General features: G+C 67.9%; 14 protein-coding genes. 10 read left to right on the top strand and 4 right to left on the bottom strand.

Annotated elements, in window-relative coordinates; all coding sequences use genetic code 11:
- The first annotated feature begins 31 nt into the window (after window positions 1-31).
- On the top strand, window positions 32-1,444 hold the full coding sequence (locus tag AC1VVG_RS11395; protein WP_175028707.1) for an MFS transporter: 1,413 nt from the start codon (window positions 32-34) through the stop codon (window positions 1,442-1,444).
- 106 nt (window positions 1,445-1,550) lie between these two features.
- Here the strand turns inward: AC1VVG_RS11395 and AC1VVG_RS11390 are convergent, their stop codons facing one another.
- Together AC1VVG_RS11390 and argA are read right to left on the bottom strand one after the other, a co-directional pair.
- Window positions 1,551-1,826, bottom strand: coding sequence for an oxidative damage protection protein (locus AC1VVG_RS11390; RefSeq protein WP_006478357.1), 276 nt, complete (start codon window positions 1,824-1,826; stop codon window positions 1,551-1,553).
- A gap of 50 nt (window positions 1,827-1,876) precedes the next feature.
- Complete coding sequence (gene argA / locus AC1VVG_RS11385; RefSeq protein WP_034188966.1) at window positions 1,877-3,256, bottom strand: amino-acid N-acetyltransferase; 1,380 nt, start codon at window positions 3,254-3,256, stop codon at window positions 1,877-1,879.
- A gap of 23 nt (window positions 3,257-3,279) precedes the next feature.
- Here argA and hrpA point away from each other — a divergent pair, with 23 nt between their 5' ends.
- The 5 genes from hrpA (at window position 3,280) to AC1VVG_RS11360 (ending at window position 11,397) form a co-directional block, all read left to right on the top strand.
- Window positions 3,280-7,485 (top strand): ATP-dependent RNA helicase HrpA, encoded by a 4,206-nt coding sequence (gene hrpA / locus AC1VVG_RS11380; protein ID WP_482835639.1) that lies wholly within the window; start codon window positions 3,280-3,282, stop codon window positions 7,483-7,485.
- Window positions 7,486-7,665: 180 nt separating this feature from the next.
- On the top strand, window positions 7,666-8,655 hold the full coding sequence (locus tag AC1VVG_RS11375; protein ID WP_034188964.1) for a YVTN family beta-propeller repeat protein: 990 nt from the start codon (window positions 7,666-7,668) through the stop codon (window positions 8,653-8,655).
- A 16-nt stretch (window positions 8,656-8,671) separates the two neighbouring features.
- The gene (locus tag AC1VVG_RS11370; RefSeq protein WP_034188963.1) at window positions 8,672-9,646 is read left to right on the top strand and encodes a sterol desaturase family protein; all 975 of its coding nucleotides are present in this window, start codon (window positions 8,672-8,674) and stop codon (window positions 9,644-9,646) included.
- 111 nt (window positions 9,647-9,757) lie between these two features.
- Window positions 9,758-10,585 carry an EI24 domain-containing protein gene (locus AC1VVG_RS11365; RefSeq protein WP_034188962.1) on the top strand — a complete coding sequence of 276 codons (828 nt, stop codon included), beginning with the start codon at window positions 9,758-9,760 and terminating at the stop codon, window positions 10,583-10,585.
- A complete protein-coding gene (locus tag AC1VVG_RS11360; RefSeq protein ID WP_482835638.1) occupies window positions 10,582-11,397 on the top strand; it encodes a competence/damage-inducible protein A in 816 nt (271 codons plus the stop codon). Before AC1VVG_RS11365 ends, AC1VVG_RS11360 begins: the two co-directional genes overlap by 4 nt.
- A gap of 112 nt (window positions 11,398-11,509) precedes the next feature.
- On the opposite strand, the gene AC1VVG_RS11355 is transcribed toward AC1VVG_RS11360, so the two are convergent.
- The gene (locus AC1VVG_RS11355; protein ID WP_006478364.1) at window positions 11,510-11,974 is read right to left on the bottom strand and encodes a rhodanese-like domain-containing protein; all 465 of its coding nucleotides are present in this window, start codon (window positions 11,972-11,974) and stop codon (window positions 11,510-11,512) included.
- Window positions 11,975-12,378: 404 nt separating this feature from the next.
- Between AC1VVG_RS11355 and glnA the strand changes: the two genes are divergently transcribed.
- The 4 genes from glnA (at window position 12,379) to AC1VVG_RS11335 (ending at window position 18,851) form a co-directional block, all read left to right on the top strand.
- Window positions 12,379-13,794 carry a type I glutamate--ammonia ligase gene (gene glnA, locus AC1VVG_RS11350; RefSeq protein WP_017331833.1) on the top strand — a complete coding sequence of 472 codons (1,416 nt, stop codon included), beginning with the start codon at window positions 12,379-12,381 and terminating at the stop codon, window positions 13,792-13,794.
- A gap of 161 nt (window positions 13,795-13,955) precedes the next feature.
- Window positions 13,956-15,098, top strand: a complete 1,143-nt coding sequence (glnL, locus tag AC1VVG_RS11345; protein ID WP_482835637.1) for a nitrogen regulation protein NR(II) — start codon at window positions 13,956-13,958, stop codon at window positions 15,096-15,098.
- Between the two features lie 46 nt (window positions 15,099-15,144).
- Complete coding sequence (gene ntrC / locus AC1VVG_RS11340; protein WP_482835636.1) at window positions 15,145-16,653, top strand: nitrogen regulation protein NR(I); 1,509 nt, start codon at window positions 15,145-15,147, stop codon at window positions 16,651-16,653.
- Window positions 16,654-16,742: 89 nt separating this feature from the next.
- Window positions 16,743-18,851 carry a prolyl oligopeptidase family serine peptidase gene (locus AC1VVG_RS11335; RefSeq protein WP_482835635.1) on the top strand — a complete coding sequence of 703 codons (2,109 nt, stop codon included), beginning with the start codon at window positions 16,743-16,745 and terminating at the stop codon, window positions 18,849-18,851.
- Between the two features lie 21 nt (window positions 18,852-18,872).
- Here AC1VVG_RS11335 and xth read toward each other — a convergent pair whose 3' ends face one another.
- A complete protein-coding gene (gene xth, locus AC1VVG_RS11330) occupies window positions 18,873-19,649 on the bottom strand; it encodes an exodeoxyribonuclease III (RefSeq protein ID WP_034188957.1) in 777 nt (258 codons plus the stop codon).
- Window positions 19,650-19,697 lie beyond the last annotated feature (48 nt).

Genomic DNA, 19,697 nt, shown 5'->3' with positions numbered 1-19,697 from the left:
CGCGCCCCCGATCACCCAACAGGAGACATCGATGAGCCGTCCGCAATCCCCGAGCGCCGCGCTGCCGCGGCCTGGCCGCGCCGCCTTCGCGGCGTTCGTCGGCACCACGATCGAGTGGTACGACTTCTACATCTACGGCACGGCCGCGGCGCTCGTGTTCGGCAAGGTGTTCTTCGCGAGCACGATGGACCCGGGCGTCGCGACGCTGCTCGCGTTCGTCACCTTCTGGGCCGGTTTCGCCGCGCGGCCGCTCGGCGGCATCGTGTTCGGGCATCTCGGCGATCGCGTCGGCCGCAAGACCGCACTCGTGATCACGCTGGTGATGATGGGTCTGGCGACGACCGGCATCGGCCTGCTGCCCGGCTATGCGCAGATCGGCGTCTGGGCGCCGGCCGGCCTCGTCGTGCTGCGGGTGCTGCAGGGCATCGCGGTCGGCGGCGAGTGGGGCGGCGCGGTGCTGATCGCGAGCGAAAACGCGCCGAAGCACCGCAGCATCCTGTATGCGGCGTTCGCGCAGCAGGGCTCGCCCACCGGCAACCTGCTCGCCACCGCCGCGTTCTTCGCGCTGAGCGCGCTGCCGACGCCGTCGTTCCTGACGTGGGGCTGGCGCATTCCGTTCCTGCTGTCGGCCGTGCTCGTGATCATCGGCATGGTGATCCGTCTGAAGCTCGAGGAATCGGCCGACATGCAGCGCGTGCTCGCGCGCAAGCGCACGGTGAAGCTGCCGCTGCGCGACGTCTTGCGCGATCACTGGGTGGTCGTGCTGCTCGCGGCCGGCACCTTGCCCGTGATCAACGTCACGTATTTCCGCAGCACGTTCGCGCTGTCGTGGGCGACGAAGGAGCTCGGCTACGCGCAGGGCACGTTCCTCGGCATCCTGTCGATCTCGCTCGTCGTGCAGTTCCTGATGCAGCCGGTCGGCGCATGGTTCGTGTCGAAGGTCGACATGCGGCGCGCGATGTGCTGGATCCTGATTCCGGAAATCGTGCTGATGCCGGTGATGTTCCATGCGCTCGCGACGCGTTCGTACGGGGTCGCCGTCGCGGGCATGTGCATCTCGACGATTCCGTCGGCGATGTTCTACGGCGCGGTCGGCGGCGTGCTCGCGCGCGTGTTTCCGGCGAACATCCGCTATACGGGCCTGTCGCTCGCGTACCAGTTGAGCGCGCTGGTCGTCGGCGGCGGCACGCCGGTGCTCGCGCAGGCGATCCTCAACGCGACGGGCAGCATCGTCGGCGTCGCGGTCGCATCGGGGCTCTACGCGCTCGTGTCGCTCGTCTGCATGCTGGCGTTGCTGAACCGCACCGGCTATCGCGCCGACGAACTGTCGACGGCCGAACGCAGCGATGCGGCGGAATGGGGCACCGAAGGCGGCAGCGCCGACAGCGCGAGCGGCGGCGCGCAACAGCCGGGCGACGGCGGCACGCTGAAACCGGCGGGTTGACGCACGCCGGGCGCATGCGCCCGAAAGAAAAACGGCACCGTGCGGGACACGGTGCCGTTGTTCGTCGGATCATGTGGCCGCGCTGCCGGCGCCGCGCGTCACGTCATCAGCCTTCCGTCGGCGGCACGTAGCCGGACGCCTGGTCCGCGCCGTCGCCGAAGAAGTATTTTTCGGTCTGCTTCATCAGGTACTGGCGCGCACGCGGGTCGGCCATGTTCAGGCGGTTTTCGTTGATCAGCATCGTCTGCTGCTTGAGCCAGCCCTGCCATGCTTCCTTCGAGACGCTCTCGTAAATGCGCTTGCCGAGTTCGCCCGGCAGCGGCGGGAAATCGAGGCCTTCGGCTTCCTTGCCGAGCTTCGCGCATTGGATCATTCGAGCCATCGTGTACTTCTCCTGTAATCGAACTGGGGGGAGGGCAGTCGTGCCTGCGCTCAGAGCTGCTTCATCAGCACGAGCGACTTGCGCTGCCAGTTATAGAGTTTGCGACGGTCTTCCGGCAGGTCGTCGACACTGACCTTGACGAAGCCGCGCTTGAGGAACCAGTGCTCGGTGCGCGTCGTGAGCACGAAGATGTGCGTGAGGCCGCGCGCGCGGGCGCGCTGCTCGATGCGCTTGAGCAGGCGTTCGCCGTCGCCCGAGCCCTGCGCTTCCGGCGCGACCGTCAGGCACGCCATCTCGCCGATCTTCTCCTGCTGGTACGGGTACAGCGCCGCGCAGCCGAACAGCACGCCATCGTGCTCGATCACCGAGAAGTGGTCGATGTCGCGTTCGATCTGGTGGCGGCCGCGTCGCACCAGCGTGCCGTCGGTCTCGAGCGGCTCGATCAGCGACAGGATGCCGCCGACGTCGTCCGGCGTCGCCTCGCGCAGGCTTTCGAGGTTCTCGTACGAGATCATCGTGCCGACGCCGTCGTGCAGGAACAGTTCGAGCAGCATGCTGCCGTCGAGCGATTGCGGAATCAGGTGCGCCCGCGTCACGCCGCCGCGGCACGCGCGGATCGAGTGCTTCAGGAAGAACGCGTCGTCGCCCTGGATGTTGCCGGAATCGAGCAGCTCGGCCGCCGCGTCGAGCGACATTTCGCGGATCAGCCCGCCTTCGTCGTCGACGATGCCCGGCGCTTCGGTCAGGAAGATGATCTTGTCGGCGCGCAGCGCGATCGCGGCCGCCGACGCGACGTCTTCCATCGACAGGTTGAACGCCTCGCCGGTCGGCGAGAAACCGAGCGGCGACAGCAGCACGAGCTTGCGGCTCGCGAGCGAATGACGGATCGATTCGGCGTCGATCTTGCGCACGATGCCCGTATGCGCGAAATCGACCCCGTCGAGAATCCCCACCGGCCGTGCCGTGACGAAGTTGCCCGACACGACGCTGATGTGCGCGTGCGCCATCGGCGAGTTCGGCAGACCCTGGCTGATCGCGGCCTCGATGTCGAGACGCACTTCGCCGGCCGCTTCCTTCGCGGATTCGAGCGCGCGCGCATCGGTGATGCGCAGGCCGTGCGAAAACTCGGATTCGACACCGTGCAGGCTCAACTGCTCCTCGACCTGCGGGCGCGAGCCGTGCACGAGCACGATCTGGATGCCCATCGCCTGCAGCAGCGCGATGTCGGAGACGAGCGCGTTCAGCAGCCCCTGCTGCACCACCTCGCCGCCGAACCCCACGACGAACGTGCTGTTGCGGAACTTGTGGATATAGGGCGCGACGGAGCGCATCCAGTCGACGAATTGCGCGTGGCTGGCGGCCGAATCGTCGGCGGCCGGCGGCGTCGCGGCGCTGGTCTGGGCGGGGGGGAGGTCGGTTTGGGAATTCATGGGCGGGATTATAATGCGCCCCCATGTCGAATGTTTCTAAAAGTCCCGCGCCGACGCGGGCCAATACGCCGTCGGCCAGGCACCCGGATGGTGCGGCCGACGCACGCGGGCAGCAGGGCCAGCCGCCGCGCCAGCAGCAGGACCAGCCGGCGGCCCCGCCGGCACACGCACCGCGCGGGCCGCGCGGCGACGAACGGCGCGGCGACGCGCGTCAGCCGGCCGCGAAGGGCGTACCGCAGGCATCGGGCGAGCGCGCCCCGCGCCGCGAGCGTCCGCCGCGAGCGGTCGTCGCGCCGAATCCCGTCCCGCCGATCACGTACCCCGAAAGCCTGCCCGTGTCGGGCAAGCGCGACGAAATCGCGCGCGCGATCGCCGGTCATCAGGTCGTCATCGTCTGCGGCGAAACGGGTTCGGGCAAGACCACGCAGTTGCCGAAGATCTGTCTCGATCTCGGCCGCGGCCTCGGCGCCGGCGGCACGGGCCTGATCGGCCATACCCAGCCGCGCCGGCTCGCCGCGTCGTCGACCGGTCGCCGGATCGCCGAGGAACTCGGCACGCCGTTCGGCGAGGTGGTCGGCTACAAGGTGCGCTTTACCGACAATCTCGCGCCGGGCGCGTCCGTGAAGCTGATGACGGACGGCATCCTGCTCGCCGAGACGCAGACCGACCCGCTGCTGAAGGCGTACGACACGCTGATCATCGACGAGGCGCACGAGCGCAGCCTGAACATCGATTTCCTGCTCGGCTACCTGAAGGAAATCTTGCCGAGGCGGCCGGACCTGAAGCTGATCGTCACGTCCGCGACGATCGACGCCGATCGCTTCGCGCGCCATTTCGGCACCGACGAGCGCCCGGCGCCCGTGATCGAGGTGAGCGGGCGGCTGTATCCGGTCGAGATGCGTTACCGCCCGGTGGCCGAGGATCGCCCGGCCGTGAAGCATGCCGAAGGCACGGGCGGCCGCGACCGGGTGAAGACCGCGCGCGAAGCCGAGCGCGACCTGATGGACGCGATCGTCGACGCGGTCGACGAGCTGTGCCGCGAGGGCACCGGCGACGTGCTGGTGTTCCTGCCCGGCGAGCGCGAGATCCGCGAGGCGGCCGAGGCGCTGCGCAAGCACCATCCGCCGCACACCGAGATCCTGCCGCTGTTCGCGCGGCTGTCGGCGGCCGACCAGGACAAGGTGTTCAAGGCGTCGAACGCCCGCCGGATCGTGCTGGCGACCAACGTCGCCGAAACCTCGCTGACGGTGCCGGGCATCCGCTACGTGGTCGACACCGGCCTCGCGCGCGTGAAGCGCTATTCGTACCGGAACAAGGTCGAGCAGCTGCAGGTCGAGTCGATCTCGCAGGCGGCCGCGAACCAGCGCGCGGGCCGTTGCGGCCGCGTGGCCGACGGCGTCTGCATCCGCTTGTACGAGGAAAGCGACTACCAGGCGCGCGCGCGCTTCACCGATCCGGAAATCCTGCGCTCGTCGCTCGCGTCGGTGATCCTGCGGATGAAGTCGCTGCACCTGACGGCGATCGAATCGTTCCCGTTCCTCGAACCGCCGCCCGGCCGCGCGATCGCGGACGGCTACCAGTTGCTCAACGAGCTCGGCGCGGTCGACGACGACAACGCGCTGACGCCGCTCGGCCGCGAACTCGCGCGGCTGCCGCTCGATCCGCGCGTCGGCCGGATGATTCTCGCCGCGCGCGACCAGCAGTCGCTGCGCGAGGTGCTGATCATCGCGAGCGCGCTGTCCGTGCAGGACCCGCGCGACCGGCCGATCGACGCGCAGGAGCAGGCCGACCAGGCGCACCGCCGGTTTGCCGACGAGCGTTCCGAATTCCTGCAGTGGCTGAAGATCTGGGCATGGTTCGAAGAGGCCGTCGCGCACAAGAAGTCGAACCGCCAGCTCGTCGACGCGTGCCGCCAGAATTTCCTGTCGCACCTGCGGCTGCGCGAATGGCGCGACGTCCATTCGCAGTTGCTGACCGTCGTGCGCGAGCACGGCTGGCGCCTGAACGAAGTCGAGGCGACCTACGAACAGGTCCATCTGGCCCTGTTGACGGGGCTGCTCGGCAACCTCGGCCTGAAGGCCGACGACGATCCGCACTATCTCGGCGCGCGCGGCATCAAGTTCTACCTGTGGCCGGGCTCCGCGCTCGCGAAGAAGGCCGGCCGCTGGGTGATGGCGGCCGAGCTTGTCGAGACGAGCCGGCTGTACGCGCGCTGCCTCGCGAAGATCGAGCCCGAATGGGTCGAGAAGATCGGCGCGCACCTGCTGAAGAAATCGCTGTCGGAGCCGCACTGGGAAAAGCGCCCGGCGCAGGTCAGCGCGTACGAGCGCGCGACGCTGTACGGGCTGCCGATCTACCACCGCCGGCGCGTCGCGTTCGGCAAGCAGGATCCGGCGCGTGCCCGCGAGCTGTTCATCCGTGGTGCGCTGGTCGAAGGCGAGTTCGACACGAAGCTCGCGTTCTTCGCGCACAACCGCAAGCTGCTCGCCGACATCGAGCAGCTTGAGCACAAGTCGCGCCGTCAGGACGTGCTGGTCGACGACGAGCTGATCTACGCGTTCTACGACCAGGCGATTCCCGAGGGGATCCACACGGGCGCGGCGTTCGAGCGCTGGTATCGCGACGAAGTGAAGAAGGGCGGCCAGCCCGAGGACAAGCTGCGGCTGCTGTACCTGTCGCGCGACGACCTGATGCGCCACGAGGCGGCCGGCGTGACGACCGAGCTGTTCCCGAAGCGCGCGACGATGGCCGGCGTCGAGATGGCCCTCACGTACCACTTCGAGCCCGGCACGCCGCGCGACGGCGTGACGCTCGCGGTGCCGCTGTACGCGCTGAACCAGGTCGATGCGCGCCGCTGCGAGTGGCTCGTGCCGGGGATGCTGAAGGAAAAGGTGCAGCTGCTGCTGAAGTCGCTGCCGCAGAAGCTGCGCCGGCACTGCGTGCCGCTGCCCGAATACGCGGCCGGCTTCGTCGAGCGGATGGGGCGCGAGCGCTTCGGCGCGGGCGGGCTCGTCGAGGCGCTGATCGCCGACGTGCGCGGCGAGACGCAGGTCGCGATGAAGACGGCCGACTTCAAGCTCGAGACGCTGCCCGCGCACCTGTTCATGAACTTCAAGGTGATCGACGAGCACGGCCGCCAGCTGGCGATGGGGCGCAATCTCGCGCAGCTTCGCCAGGAGCTCGGCGCGCAGGCGCAGCAGCAGTTCCAGAAGATCGCGGCGGCGTCGACGATCGCGACGGGCGGCGATGCCGATGCGGGCCAGCCGGTCGGCCAGGCGCCGGCGGCGGCCACGGCCGGTGCCGCCGGCCGTAACGCGAAGGCAGGCAAGGGCGCGGCGCCGCAGACGGCCGCGTCGGCGGAAGCCGGCGCGACGGCGCTGTACGAGAACCTGACGACGTGGAATTTCGGCAAGCTGCCCGAGCTGCTGGAAATCCGCCGGCGCGGCCAGACGCTGTACGGCTACCCGGCGCTCGTCGACCGCGGCACGCATTGCGACGTCGAGGTGTTCGATTCGCCGGAGGAGGCCGCACGCATCCACCGGGCCGGCTTGCGGCGGCTGTTCGCGCTGCAGCTGAAGGAGCCGATCAAGTTCCTCGAGAAGAACCTGCCGGGCCTGCGCGAGATGGCGATGCAGTACATGTCGCTCGGCACGCAGGACGAGTTGCGCGACCAGCTGATCGATACGGCGCTCGACCGCGCGTGCCTGCAGGACCCGCTGCCCGACGACGACGCAAGCTTCCATGCGCGCCGCGACGAGGGCCGGAGCCGCCTGAACCTGCTCGCGCAGGAAATCGCGCGGCTGGTCGGCCAGATCCTCGCCGAATACGCGGGGCTCGTGAAGAAGCTCGCGCAGGCGAAGCCGTTCGCGCAGGCCCATGCGGACCTGCAGCAGCAGCTCGCCGCGCTGGTCGGCAAGCGCTTCGTGATCGACACGCCTTACGCGCAGCTTGCGCATTTCCCGCGCTACCTGAAGGGCATCGCGCTGCGCATCGACAAGCTGAAGGCCGATCCGGCGCGCGACGCGAAGCAGTCGGCCGACCTGCTGCCGCTTGTCCAGCAGTACCAGCGCGCGGTGTCGCAGCGCGGCGGCGTTGCCGATGCGCGGCTCGCGGAATTCCGCTGGCTGCTCGAAGAACTGCGGATTTCGCTGTTCGCGCAGGAACTGCGCACGCCGATGCCTGTCTCTGTCAAGCGTCTGCACAAGGTCTGGGAGTCGATGCAGCGCTAGCGCAACATCGGCGTCACGGGCCCGCCGCGGCGGACGGCCCCGGTCGGCCGTACGGTGCTTGCCGCGGCGGCTCGTCCGGCCGCCGCGGCGTGCGTCGAAGTGGCGCAATACCGACCGCCGTCAACCGGCGCGGCCGGTTGAACGTTTTACAATGACGGTTGTTCCTCGACGTGAGTCTTCATGCGCACTTTCCTTTCCCTCGGCCGCACGCTCGCGCTGGCCGCCGCCGTACTGGCGCCCGCCGCACACGCGAATAACGTGATCGTCCTCAACTCGGCCGAAGCGACGCTTTCCCTGATCGACCAGCAGACCCGCGAGGTCGTCAGCACGATGCCGACCGGCAAGGAGCCGCATCACCTGATGGCGACGCCCGACAATGCGTCGCTGATCGTCGCCAATTCGGTCTCGAACAGCCTGATGTTCCTCGATCCGAAGACGGGCAAGCTGCAGCGCACCGTCGAAGGGATCGACGATCCTTACCAGCTCGGCTTCTCGCCGGACCGCAAATGGTTCGCGGCGGCCGGCCTGCGGCTCGACCGCGTCGACATCTACGGTTACGACGGCCGCGACCTGCACCTCGTGAAGCGCGTGCCGCTCGCGGTGATGCCGAGCCACCTCGCATTCACGAAGGACAGCAAGACGCTGCTCGTGTCGCTGCAGGTGTCCGGCGAGATCGCGGCGATCGACCTGCCGACGCAGACGGTCAAGTGGAAGATGAAGGTCGGCAAGGTGCCGGCCGGCCTGTGGCTCACGCCGGACGACAAATTCCTGCTGGTCGGGATGACGGGCGCGGATTACGTCGCGGTCGTCGACTGGCGCAACCAGAAGGTCGTCAAGCAGATCTACACCGGCAAGGGCGCGCACAACTTCCGCTCGCTCGCTGACGGCACGCACGTCGCGGTGACGAACCGCGTCGCGAACACGATCAGCATCATCGACGAGAACACGCTCACCAACGTCGGCGACATCACCGGCCTGCTGCCGGGCCCCGACGACATGGAACTGTCCGCCGACAAGAAGACGCTGTGGGTGACGTTCCGCTTCGCGAAGAAGGTCGGGATCATCGACCTGGCGTCGCGCAAGCTGGTGCAGACGATCGCCGTCGGCCGCTCGCCGCACGGCATCTACTTCTACGACCGCGCGCCGTGGAAGGCGGCGAACGGCGCGTGACGGGCGGAGGCGAGCGATGCTGCACCTGATCGATGCATTCGTGTCGGACATCCAGACCTGGCTGTACGTCGACGTCGTGCAGCCGCTCCTCTTCAAGTTCAACCTGATGGACTATGACGAGGACACCTACGACGCGCTGTACTGGGTGATCATCGGCGCGTTGCAGATGGTGCTGATGTTCGCGTTGCTGCGCCCGCTCGAGGCGCTGCTGCCGGTCGAACGCTGGAAAAACCGCCGCGCGGTGCGGGTCGACGTGATCTACACGGCGATCTCGAAGCTCGGCATCTACACGCTGTTCTTCTTCTTCGCGCTGCAGCCGGTGTTCGACAGCTTCCAGTCCTGGCTGCGCCTGCACGGCGTCGCGAACGTCAATCTCGACTACCTGTGGCCGGGCGTGACCTCGCAGCCGATCGTCGCGTTCGCGATCTACCTCGTCGTGCTCGACTTCGCCGGCTACTGGTATCACCGCTGGCAGCACAAGTTCGGCATCTGGTGGGAGCTGCACGCGGTCCATCACAGCCAGCGGCAGATGTCGCTGTGGTGCGACGACCGCAACCACCTGCTCGACGACGTGATCCAGTCGTGCTTTTTCGCGGCGATCGCGCTCGTGATCGGCGTGACGCCGTCGCAGTTCGTCGTGCTGACCGCGTTCACGAACTTCATGCAGAGCATCCAGCATACGAATGCGCGCCTGTCGTTCGGCTGGCTCGGCGAGCGCCTGCTCGTCAGCCCGATCTTCCATCGGCGCCACCATGCGGTCGGCTACGGTCACGAAGGCACCAAGTACGGCTGCAACTTCGGCGTGCTGTTCCCGTGGTGGGACATGATGTTCGGTACCGCGTCGTGGAGTCGCACGGTCGAGCCGACCGGCATCCGCGAGCAGGTCGAGGGCGTGTCCTACGGCGACGGCTTCTGGTCGCAGCACGGCCTCGCGTTCGTGCGGATCTTCCGGCGTCTGTTTCCCGCGAAGCGCGGCGCGGCGTCGGCCTGACGCGATCCCGCTCCCGTTGAACGGCATTCCCACACGGCCCGCATGCGCTTCGGCGCATGCGGGCCGTGTGGTTTATCCTTTCCCCGTTTTTCTCCGTCGATACAGGTTCGCATGAACGACTTGCTGCGCTCCTTCGTCCGGGCGATCGCCAGCGCGCTGCACCCGCGCATGCTGTGGCTCACCCTGATGCCGTTCGTCGTCTCGGCGCTGCTGTGGGGCGCCGTGCTGTGGTTTTCGTGGCAGACGCTGCTGGATCTCGCGCGCGGCGCGCTCGACGGCTTCGTGCTGACGGCCGCGCTGTATCGCGCGTTCGATGCGATCGGCATGTCGCAGCTGCACGCGGTCGTCGCGCCGTTCGTGGTCGTGTCGCTCGCGATTCCGCTGATCGTGCTGACCGTGCTGCTGCTGATCGCGACGATCTCGATGCCGGTCGTGATCAAGCACCTGTCGAACCGGCAATTCGCGGCGCTCGAGCCGAAGCGGGGCGGTACCTTTTTCGGCAGCGTGTTCAATTCGCTCGGCGCGGCGCTGGTCGGCGTCGTGCTGCTCGTCGTCACGATCCCGCTGTGGCTGATCCCGCCGTTCTTCGCGCTGCTGCCGCCGGTGATCTGGGGCTGGCTCACGTACCGAGTGATGACCTACGACGCGCTCGCGCTGCACGCGAGCCGCGACGAGCGCCGCGCGCTCGTGCGCCGCCACCGCTGGCCGCTGATCGGCATCGGCGTCGCGACCGGGCTGCTCGGCACCGTACCGACCTTCGTATGGGTGTCGTCGGTCTGGATGATGGTGCTGTTTCCATTCGTCGCGGCGGCCATGATCTGGGTTTACGCTTTCATCCTCGTCTTCTCGGCGCTGTGGTTCGGGCACTACTGCCTGCGCGCGCTGGAGGACCTGCGCGCGAGTGCGCGCGCCACCGCAATCGACATGGGGCAGGCATGAGCATCGGCATCATCATCATCGGCGACGAAATCCTTTCGGGCCGGCGGCAGGACAAGCATCTGGCGAAGGTCATCGAACTGCTCGGCGCGCGCGGCCTCGCGCTCGACTGGGCCGAATACGTCGGCGACGATCCGGCGCGCATCACGGCGACGCTCGCGCGTGCGATCGCGTCGGGCGACATCGTGTTCTCGACGGGCGGAATCGGCGCGACGCCGGACGACCACACGCGCCAGTGCGCGGCCGCCGCGCTCGGCGTGCCGCTCGAACTGCATCCGGAAGCGAAGGTGCTGATTTCGGAGCGGATCCGCGAAACGCATACCGATCCGGCCACGCCGGTCGACTTCGATTCGCCGGAGAACCAGCACCGCCTCAACATGGGCGTGTTTCCGGCGGGCGCGACCATCATCCCGAACGGCTATAACCGCATTCCCGGTTTTTCGGCCGGCGACCTGCACTTCGTGCCGGGTTTCCCGGTGATGGCCTGGCCGATGATCGAATGGGTGCTCGACACGAAGTACGCGCACCTGCATCACGCGACGCCGCACGCGGAGCGCTCGCTGTACGTGTTCGAACTGCCGGAATCGACGCTCACGCCGCTGATGGAGCGCATCGAGCGCGATTTCCCGGGCGTGCGCGTGTTCAGCCTGCCGAGCGTCGGCGATGCGGAGCGCGGCGGCATCTATGCGCGCCGTCACATCGACCTCGGCGTGAAGGGCGAGCCGGAAGCCGTCGCGGCCGCGTTCGTGAAGCTGCGCGAAGGCGTGCACCTGCTCGGCGGCGACGTCGTCGAGCCCGATACGCCGCGCGCCTGAGCGGCCCGCCACGCGGCCGCAAAAAAAGCACGGGCCGCGCAACGCGGCCCGTCATCGGCATGTCATCGCCCGGCTCGACGATGAGGCTGTCGCCGCCGAGCGTCGTGCTTCGTCAGGCGCCGATCCACGGCAGTTTGCGGAAGCACCAGCCGTCGACCGTCTTGCGGTGGCCTTCGGCGTCCTTCGCGCCCTCGAAGCCTTCGAGCAGGTCGAACGCCTTCGTGAAGCCGGCCTGCGCGGACGCGACCGCGGCGAGCTTCGAGCGCGCGGCGCTGCGGCACAGGAACAGGATCGGCGTATCGGCCGGGAGGGCCGCCTTCAGTTCGTTGACGAATTCGGCGTTCGGCACGCCGCCCGGGTAGCGCGTCCATTCGAGGTGCAGGTACTGGCCGTCGCCGACGAGCGGGCGGCCGATCCAGTCGAGTTCGGCGCGCGTGCGCACGTCGACGAGGCGCGCGGACGGGTCGAGCTGCAGCAGTTCGAATGCCTCGACCGGCAGCAGCGCGCCGGCGTAGTTGAGCGCGCCTTGTGCGCGGCGTTCGTCGGCCTTCGCGTAAAGCTGGTCGAGCGTACTCATGGCAGGGAGTCTCCGTATCGGTCAAACGAACATTCTAGCGCGGCGTCGCGGTACGGACGCCCGTCTACCGACAGGCACATGCAGCGCCACGCACTCACCAAAAGAGTGCAGAATGGCGTGCATGCACCAGAATGATTCCGCCGCGACGGCGCGCTGGCGTGATTGCACCGTTTCGGTGCGTTCGCGCGGCCGCCGGTGCGGTGGCCGGCCCCGGAATTGCGCAGCCGGGTCCCGTCGCGACGCGCTCCGGCGCGATTTACGTCGGTTTTGCGATGACTGGCACGGATGCTGCTATATAGAATTCGGTCGAATCGGGGCGCGCTGCGCTAAAGCAAGACCCCGGTCAGCTCGATAAACGAGGCGGTTCCCAGTCCGCCGGAATTGTTCAATCAGGAGAAGAGGTTATGAGTAAAACCGTCGCCGACGTCATGCAGCTCGTGAAGGACGAGGACGTCAAGTTTGTCGATTTCCGCTTCACGGATACGCGCGGCAAGGAACAGCACGTGTCGGTGCCGGTTTCGGCGTTTGACGAAGACAAGTTCGAAAGCGGCCATGCATTCGACGGTTCGTCGATCGCGGGCTGGAAGGGCATCGAGGCGTCGGACATGCTGCTCATGCCGGACCCGAGCGCGGCCTTCGTCGACCCGTTCTACGAAGAGTCGACCCTCGTGCTGACCTGCGACGTGGTCGAGCCGGCAGACGGCAAGGGCTACGAGCGCGATCCGCGTTCGCTCGCGAAGCGCGGCGAAGCGTACCTGAAGAGCACGGGCATCGGCGACACGGCCTACTTCGGTCCGGAACCGGAATTCTTCATTTTCGACTCGGTCCAGTGGAACACGGACATGTCGGGCTGCTTCGTGAAGATCAACTCGGAAGAAGCACCGTGGTCGGCCGGCAAGGAATTCGAAGGCGGCAACACGGGCCACCGTCCGGGCACGAAGGGCGGTTACTTCCCGGTCGCGCCGGTCGACACGTTCCAGGACATGCGTTCGGAAATGTGCCTGCTGCTCGAACAGCTCGGCATCCCGGTCGAAGTGCACCACCACGAAGTGGCGGGCCAGGGCCAGAACGAAATCGGCACGAAGTTCTCGACGCTGGTGCAGCGCGCCGACTGGACGCAATGGTCGAAGTACATCATCCACAACGTCGCGCACTCGTACGGCAAGACGGCGACGTTCATGCCGAAGCCGGTCGTCGGCGACAACGGTTCGGGCATGCACGTTCACCAGTCGATCTGGAAGGACGGCCAGAACCTGTTCGCGGGCAACGGCTACGCCGGCCTGTCGGAACTGGCGCTGTTCTACATCGGCGGCATCATCAAGCACGCCCGTGCACTGAACGCGATCACGAACCCGACGACGAACTCGTACAAGCGTCTGGTCCCGCACTTCGAAGCACCGGTCAAGCTCGCTTACTCGGCACGCAACCGTTCGGCATCGATCCGCATTCCGCACGTGTCGAACCCGAAGGGCCGCCGCATCGAAACGCGCTTCCCGGATCCGATGGCGAACCCGTACCTGTGCTTCACGGCGCTGATGATGGCCGGCCTCGACGGGATCCAGAACAAGATCCATCCGGGCGAAGCCGCGGACAAGAACCTGTACGACCTGCCGCCGGAAGAGGATGCAAAGATCCCGACCGTCTGCGCGGGCCTCGACCAGGCACTCGAAGCGCTCGACAAGGATCGCGAGTTCCTGACGCGCGGCGGCGTGTTCACGGACGGCATGATCGACGCGTACCTCGCGCTGAAGGAGCAGGAGCTGGCGAAGTTCCGCATGACGACGCACCCGATCGAGTTCGAGATGTATTACTCGCTCTAATCGGCGATGGCGCGACGATTCAGCGCCATTTTGCCGGTTCGTTCCCGTCGCGCGGCCTGCGGCGGGAACGGCGGAGTCTGAAAGGGGACGGCGTCCAGCCGTCCCTTTTTTGTTCCGGTGATTTTCATTTTCTGGCCCGGTGAGGCGCGACAAGCACGCAGATGGTTCTGAAGAATCTGATCAAGGCGAAAACGGGGCAGCCCGAGCGACTGACGGACAACGAGCGGCTCGCGCGTTCGGGCCTGCTGGCGGGGCTGGAAGCGCTGCCGACGGTCGTGATCGTGCTCGACCGCAAGACGCTGCGGATCGCGTTCGCGAACCCGTCGGCGGAGGCGATGCTCGACATCTCGCGCCGGCAGCTCGCGCAGCGGCCGTGGGGCGAGATTTTTCCGAACGCGAACGAGCTGGCATCGACGATCACCGCGATCGGCGAGGAACGCTTTCACGCGACGCACCTCGATACCGTGCTCGACCGGCCCGGCCGCGAACCGCTGCATGTGCATGCGATCGTCGGCTTCCTCGAGTCGGCGCCCGATTTCGTGCTCGTCGAGCTGTTCGAGAACGAACGGCAGTCGCGTACCGACCGGGAAGAGCGCATCCACGACCTGACCGCGGTCAACAAGCAGCTGATCCGCAACCTCGCGCACGAGATCAAGAACCCGCTCGGCGGCATTCGCGGCGCAGCCCAGCTGCTCGAATTCGAACTGGGCGAGCGCGAGCGCGGCGAGTTGCGCGAATACACGCAGGTGATCATCAAGGAGTCCGATCGCCTGCAGACGCTCGTCGACCGGTTGCTGGAGCCGCATCGGCATCCGCACATCGTCGGCGACGTGAACATCCACGAAGTGTGCGAACGCGTGCGCGCGGTGATGCTCGCGGAGTTTCCGCGCGGGCTCACGATCGAGCGCGACTACGACGTGAGCGTGCCGGACCTGCGCGGCGACAAGGAGCAACTGATCCAGGCGCTGCTCAACATCGTGCGCAACGCGGCGCAGGCGCTGCGCGAGCGGATCGCGCAGGGCGACGCGAAGATCGAGCTGCGCACGCGCATCGCGCGCAAGATCACGATCGCGAAGCGCCTGTACCGGCTGGCACTGGACTTGCACGTGATCGACAACGGGCCCGGCATTCCGGACGAGATCCGCGACCGCATTTTCTATCCGCTCGTGTCCGGGCGAGAAGACGGCAGTGGTCTCGGCCTGACGCTCGCGCAGACTTTCGTGCAGCAGCACGACGGGATGATCGAGGTCGAAAGCCGGCCCGGACGTACCGAATTTCAGATTCTGCTGCCGCTCGACCATTGAGCGGCGACATTGCGATTCACCGGATTCACCCATACCTGACCGACCTATGAAGCCGATCTGGATAGTAGACGACGACCAATCGATCCGCTGGGTGCTTGAAAAGGCACTCGCCCGGGACAGCTTCGCGACGAAGAGCTTCGCGAACGTGCGCGATGCGCTGGCCGCGCTCGACCACGAGACGCCGCAGGTGCTCGTGTCCGACATCCGGATGCCGGGCGGCTCGGGCCTCGAGCTGCTGCAGGCGATGCACGAGCGGCTGCCGGGCTTGCCCGTCATCATCATGACGGCGTTCTCCGACCTCGATAGCGCCGTCGCGGCGTTCCAGGGCGGCGCGTTCGAATATCTCGCGAAACCGTTCGACGTCGACAAGGCCGTCGAGCTGATCCGCCGCGCGGTGGAGGAAAGCCTGCGCGGCGGCGCGCCGCAGGACGAGCGCGTCGCCGAGGCGCCCGAGATGCTCGGCCAGGCGCCCGCGATGCAGGACATGTTCCGCGCGATCGGCCGCCTGTCGCATTCGGCCGCGACCGTGCTGATCACCGGCGAATCGGGCACCGGCAAGGAGCTCGTCGCCCGGGCGCTGCATCGCCACAGCCCGCGCGCGAACGGCCCGTTCATCGCGCTGAACACCGCGGCGATTCCGAAGGACCTGCTCGAATCCGAGCTGTTCGGCCACGAGCGCGGCGCGTTCACCGGCGCGCAGACGACACGGCAGGGCCGTTTCGAGCAGGCCGAGAACGGCACGCTGTTCCTCGACGAAATCGGCGACATGCCGTTCGACCTGCAGACGCGCCTGCTGCGCGTGCTGTCGGACGGGCAGTTCTACCGCGTCGGCGGGCACAACGCGCTGCGCGCGAACGTGCGCGTGATCGCCGCGACCCACCAGAATCTCGAATCGCGCGTGCGGCAGGGGTTGTTCCGCGAGGACCTTTACCACCGGCTCAACGTGATCCGGCTGCGCCTGCCGCCGCTGCGCGAACGCAGCGAGGACATCGCGCTGCTTACGCGCCACTTCCTGCAGAAGAGCGCACGCGATCTCGGCGTCGAGCCGAAGCGCGTGTCCGACGACGCGCTCGCGTACCTGACGTCGCTGCCGTTTCCCGGCAATGTCCGGCAGCTCGAGAACCTCGCGAACTGGCTGACCGTGATGGCGCCCGCGCAGACGGTCGAGATCAAGGACCTGCCGCCCGATCTCGTGCCGGCCGGTGCGCCGGTCGTCGCGACGGGCGACAGCGCGGATGCGCCCGGCAGCGCGCCGGCCGTGTCGCCCGCGCTCGGTGCGCCGCCGGCGGCGAGCGCGCCCGTCGCGGCGGCGCCGAACGGCAGCGTGCCGAACGGCTATCCGCTGTGGGAGCATGGCCTGCGCACCGAAGTCGCGCGGCTGTTGCGCGAGAATTCGGCCGACGTGATGGACGAGCTCGCACGCCGTTTCGAGGCGGCCGTGATCCGCGAGGCGCTCGACTTCACGCGGGGCCGCAAGGTCGAGGCCGCGGAGCGCCTCGGTATCGGCCGCAACACGATCACGCGCAAGATCCAGGAACTCCACCTGGAGCCCTGAGCACGAATCGCGGCATGCGCGCGCGTCGCGCATGCCGCGATCGGACATAATCGCGGTTTGCACGCCGTTTGCCATTCCGCCGATCCTCAATGTCCGATTCCTTCCGCTGGCCCGCCGGGGCCGACCCGTTCCGTTTTCTCGAAGCGCTCGACAGCAAGCGCGCCCGCACGTGGGTCGACGAGCAGAATGCGCGCACGCGCGCCGCGCTGCGCGACGACGATGCGTATCGCGCGCTGGCCGCGCGTCTCGCCAAGGCCTATCTGCCGCGTGAGCGCCCGGTGATTCCGACCCGCTGGCGCGACTGGGCGTACGACCTGTGGCAGGACGATCTCCATCCGAAGGGGCTGTGGCGCCGCACGCGCTGGGACGACTGGCGTGCCGGTCGGCCCGCGTGGGAAACGCTGCTCGACGTCGATGCGCTCGGTGCCGAAGAGGGCGAGTCGTGGGTGTTCGAGCAGGATGCGATCCTGTATCCGGACGGCGATCGCGCGCTGCTGTCGCTGTCGCCGGGCGGTGCCGACGCGGTCGTCGTGCGCGAATTCGATCTCGTCGAACGCCGTTTCGTCGACGGCGGCTTCACGATCGACGAGCCGGGCCATCACACGGTCGGCTGGATCGACCGCGACACCGTCTACGTGAGCTGGGATCGCGGCGAAGCGCATGCGACCGCGGCCGGCTATCCGTACGAAGCGCGGCGCTGGGTGCGCGGCACGGCGCTCGCCGATGCGCCCGTCGTGTTCAGCGGCGAACCCGACGACATCAGCGCCGGGGCGTGGTGCGATCCGATCGATCGGCGTCACGTCGCGTGGCGCAGCGTCGACTTCTTCGACGCGCATGCGTACTGGCTGACCGACGCCGGCGAGTGGGCGCGCTACGACGTGCCGACGCACGTCGAGGTCGGGTTCTGGGAAGGCTGGCTCGTGCTGGAGCCGCGCCTCGACTGGGATTGCGACGGCGTGCGCCATGCGGGCGGCTCGCTGCTCGCGATCCGCGAGCAGGCGTTCCTGGCCGGGTCGCGCGCATTCACGACGCTGTTCGCGCCGCGGCCGACCACATCCGCGTGCACGTGGACGCACACGCGCACGATGCTGATCGCGAGCTGGCTCGACGACGTGCACAACCGGACGATGCTGTGGCAGCCTCGACAGGCCGACGACGGCACGTGGACATGGGACGCGCGGCCGTTCGAGTGGACGGGCGATGCGCAGATCGACGTCGAACCCGTCGAGGCGACGCTGAACGACGAGGTGTACGTCGACGTCGACACCTATCTCGATCCGCCCGAATGCTGGCTGGCCGATCTTGCCGATCGGGCGGACGACGCGCCGTCGCGCCGTGTGCTGCTCGACCGGCCGCCGGTGCAGTTCGAGGCGGCCGGGCTCGTCGTGCGCCGCGCGAGCGCGCGCTCGCGGGACGGCACGATGGTGCCGTACACGCTGATCGGGCCGCGCGATGCGCTCGATCCGGCCGACGGCGCCGCGCGCGTCGCGCGGCCGTGTTTGCTGTCGGGCTACGGCGGCTTTGCGATCCCGAACCTGCCGGGCTACAGCGACGCGTTCGGCATCGGGTGGCTCGAACGCGGCGGCGTGATGGCGTTCGCGCATATCCGCGGCGGCGGCGAGTTCGGGCCGCGCTGGCACGTCGACGCGCAGCGCGAACATCGGCAGCGTTCATTCGACGATTTCATCGCGGTGGCCGAGGATCTGGCCGCGACCGGCGTGACGACGGCCGCGCAGCTCGGGATCGAGGGCGGCAGCAACGGCGGATTGCTGGTCGCCGCGTGCATGATGCAGCGGCCGGAGCTGTTCGGCGCGGTGCTGTGCCGCGTGCCGCTGCTCGACATGCAGCGCTATCCGAAGCTGCACGCGGGCGCCGCATGGCTCGACGAATACGGCGACCCCGACGACCCGCGCGAGGGCGCGGCGCTGGCCGCGTATTCGCCGTATCACCGCGTGCGCGAAGGCGTCACGTATCCGCCGCTGCTGCTGACGACGTCGACGCGCGACGACCGCGTGCATCCCGCGCATGCGCGCAAGATGGCCGCGCGCATGCAGGCGCTCGGTCACGAACGGGTGTGGTATTGGGAGAACACCGACGGCGGCCACGGCAGCGCCGACGATCTGGAGCGTGCGGAGGCCGATGCGGCCGAGTTCGGCTTCCTGTGGGCCCATCTCGGGCCGGCGCCCGCGCGGCACTGAGCGCGCGGGCGGATGGGACGATCAGCCGACGACCGCGACGACGGGCGTGTGGTCGGACGGTTGTTCCCACGTGCGCGGCGTACGATCGACCTCGCACGACGTGCAGGTTTCCGCGAGCGCCGGCGACAGCAGGATGTGGTCGATGCGCAGCCCGGCGTTGCGGCGGAACGCCATCATCCGGTAGTCCCACCACGTGAAGGTTTTCTCGGGCTGCTCGAAGCGGCGGAACGCATCGACGAAGCCGAGCTCGATCAGTTGCGCGAAGTGCGCGCGCTCCTGCGGCGACACGAGGTTCTGGCCTTCCCATTTCGCGGGATCGTGCACGTCGCGGTCTTCCGGCGCGATGTTGTAGTCGCCGAGCAGCGCGAGCTTCGGGTAGCGCTGCAGCTCGGTGCGCAGCCACGCCTGCAGCGCGTCGAGCCACTGCATCTTGTAGACGAACTTGTCGGAGTCGGGCGCCTGGCCGTTCGGGAAGTAGGCGGACACGATGCGCACGCCGTCGACCGTCGCGGCGACCACGCGCTGCTGCGGATCGTCGAAGCCGGGGATGTTGCGCACGATGTCCGATTCGTCGACGGCGAGCGACGCGCGCGCGAGGATCGCGACGCCGTTGTAGGTCTTCTGGCCCGTGAACCAGCTGCGATAGCCGATCGCCTCGAGATCGGCGCGCGGGAATTTCTCGTCAGGCAGCTTCAGTTCCTGCAGGCACAGTACGTCGGTGCCGCTTTGCGCGAGCCAGTCGAGCACATGCTGCTTGCGGACGTTGAGCGAGTTGACGTTCCAGGTGGCGATTTTCATGAACGGGAGTATGTGTGCGGCGTGAATGCGAAGGCCGCCATCTTACCG

The sequence above is a fragment of the Burkholderia sp. L-4 genome (genome assembly GCF_056856535.1).
This window is presented reverse-complemented; position numbering and strand designations above follow the sequence as displayed.

Coding starts and splice junctions, on each gene's coding strand:
- AC1VVG_RS11395 (WP_175028707.1), top strand. CDS start 32: ATGAGCCGTCCGCAATCCCCGAGCGCCGCGCTGCCGCGGCCTGGCCGC.
- AC1VVG_RS11390 (WP_006478357.1), bottom strand. CDS start 1,826: ATGGCTCGAATGATCCAATGCGCGAAGCTCGGCAAGGAAGCCGAAGGC.
- argA (WP_034188966.1), bottom strand. CDS start 3,256: ATGAATTCCCAAACCGACCTCCCCCCCGCCCAGACCAGCGCCGCGACG.
- hrpA (WP_482835639.1), top strand. CDS start 3,280: ATGTCGAATGTTTCTAAAAGTCCCGCGCCGACGCGGGCCAATACGCCG.
- AC1VVG_RS11375 (WP_034188964.1), top strand. CDS start 7,666: ATGCGCACTTTCCTTTCCCTCGGCCGCACGCTCGCGCTGGCCGCCGCC.
- AC1VVG_RS11370 (WP_034188963.1), top strand. CDS start 8,672: ATGCTGCACCTGATCGATGCATTCGTGTCGGACATCCAGACCTGGCTG.
- AC1VVG_RS11365 (WP_034188962.1), top strand. CDS start 9,758: ATGAACGACTTGCTGCGCTCCTTCGTCCGGGCGATCGCCAGCGCGCTG.
- AC1VVG_RS11360 (WP_482835638.1), top strand. CDS start 10,582: ATGAGCATCGGCATCATCATCATCGGCGACGAAATCCTTTCGGGCCGG.
- AC1VVG_RS11355 (WP_006478364.1), bottom strand. CDS start 11,974: ATGAGTACGCTCGACCAGCTTTACGCGAAGGCCGACGAACGCCGCGCA.
- glnA (WP_017331833.1), top strand. CDS start 12,379: ATGAGTAAAACCGTCGCCGACGTCATGCAGCTCGTGAAGGACGAGGAC.
- glnL (WP_482835637.1), top strand. CDS start 13,956: ATGGTTCTGAAGAATCTGATCAAGGCGAAAACGGGGCAGCCCGAGCGA.
- ntrC (WP_482835636.1), top strand. CDS start 15,145: ATGAAGCCGATCTGGATAGTAGACGACGACCAATCGATCCGCTGGGTG.
- AC1VVG_RS11335 (WP_482835635.1), top strand. CDS start 16,743: ATGTCCGATTCCTTCCGCTGGCCCGCCGGGGCCGACCCGTTCCGTTTT.
- xth (WP_034188957.1), bottom strand. CDS start 19,649: ATGAAAATCGCCACCTGGAACGTCAACTCGCTCAACGTCCGCAAGCAG.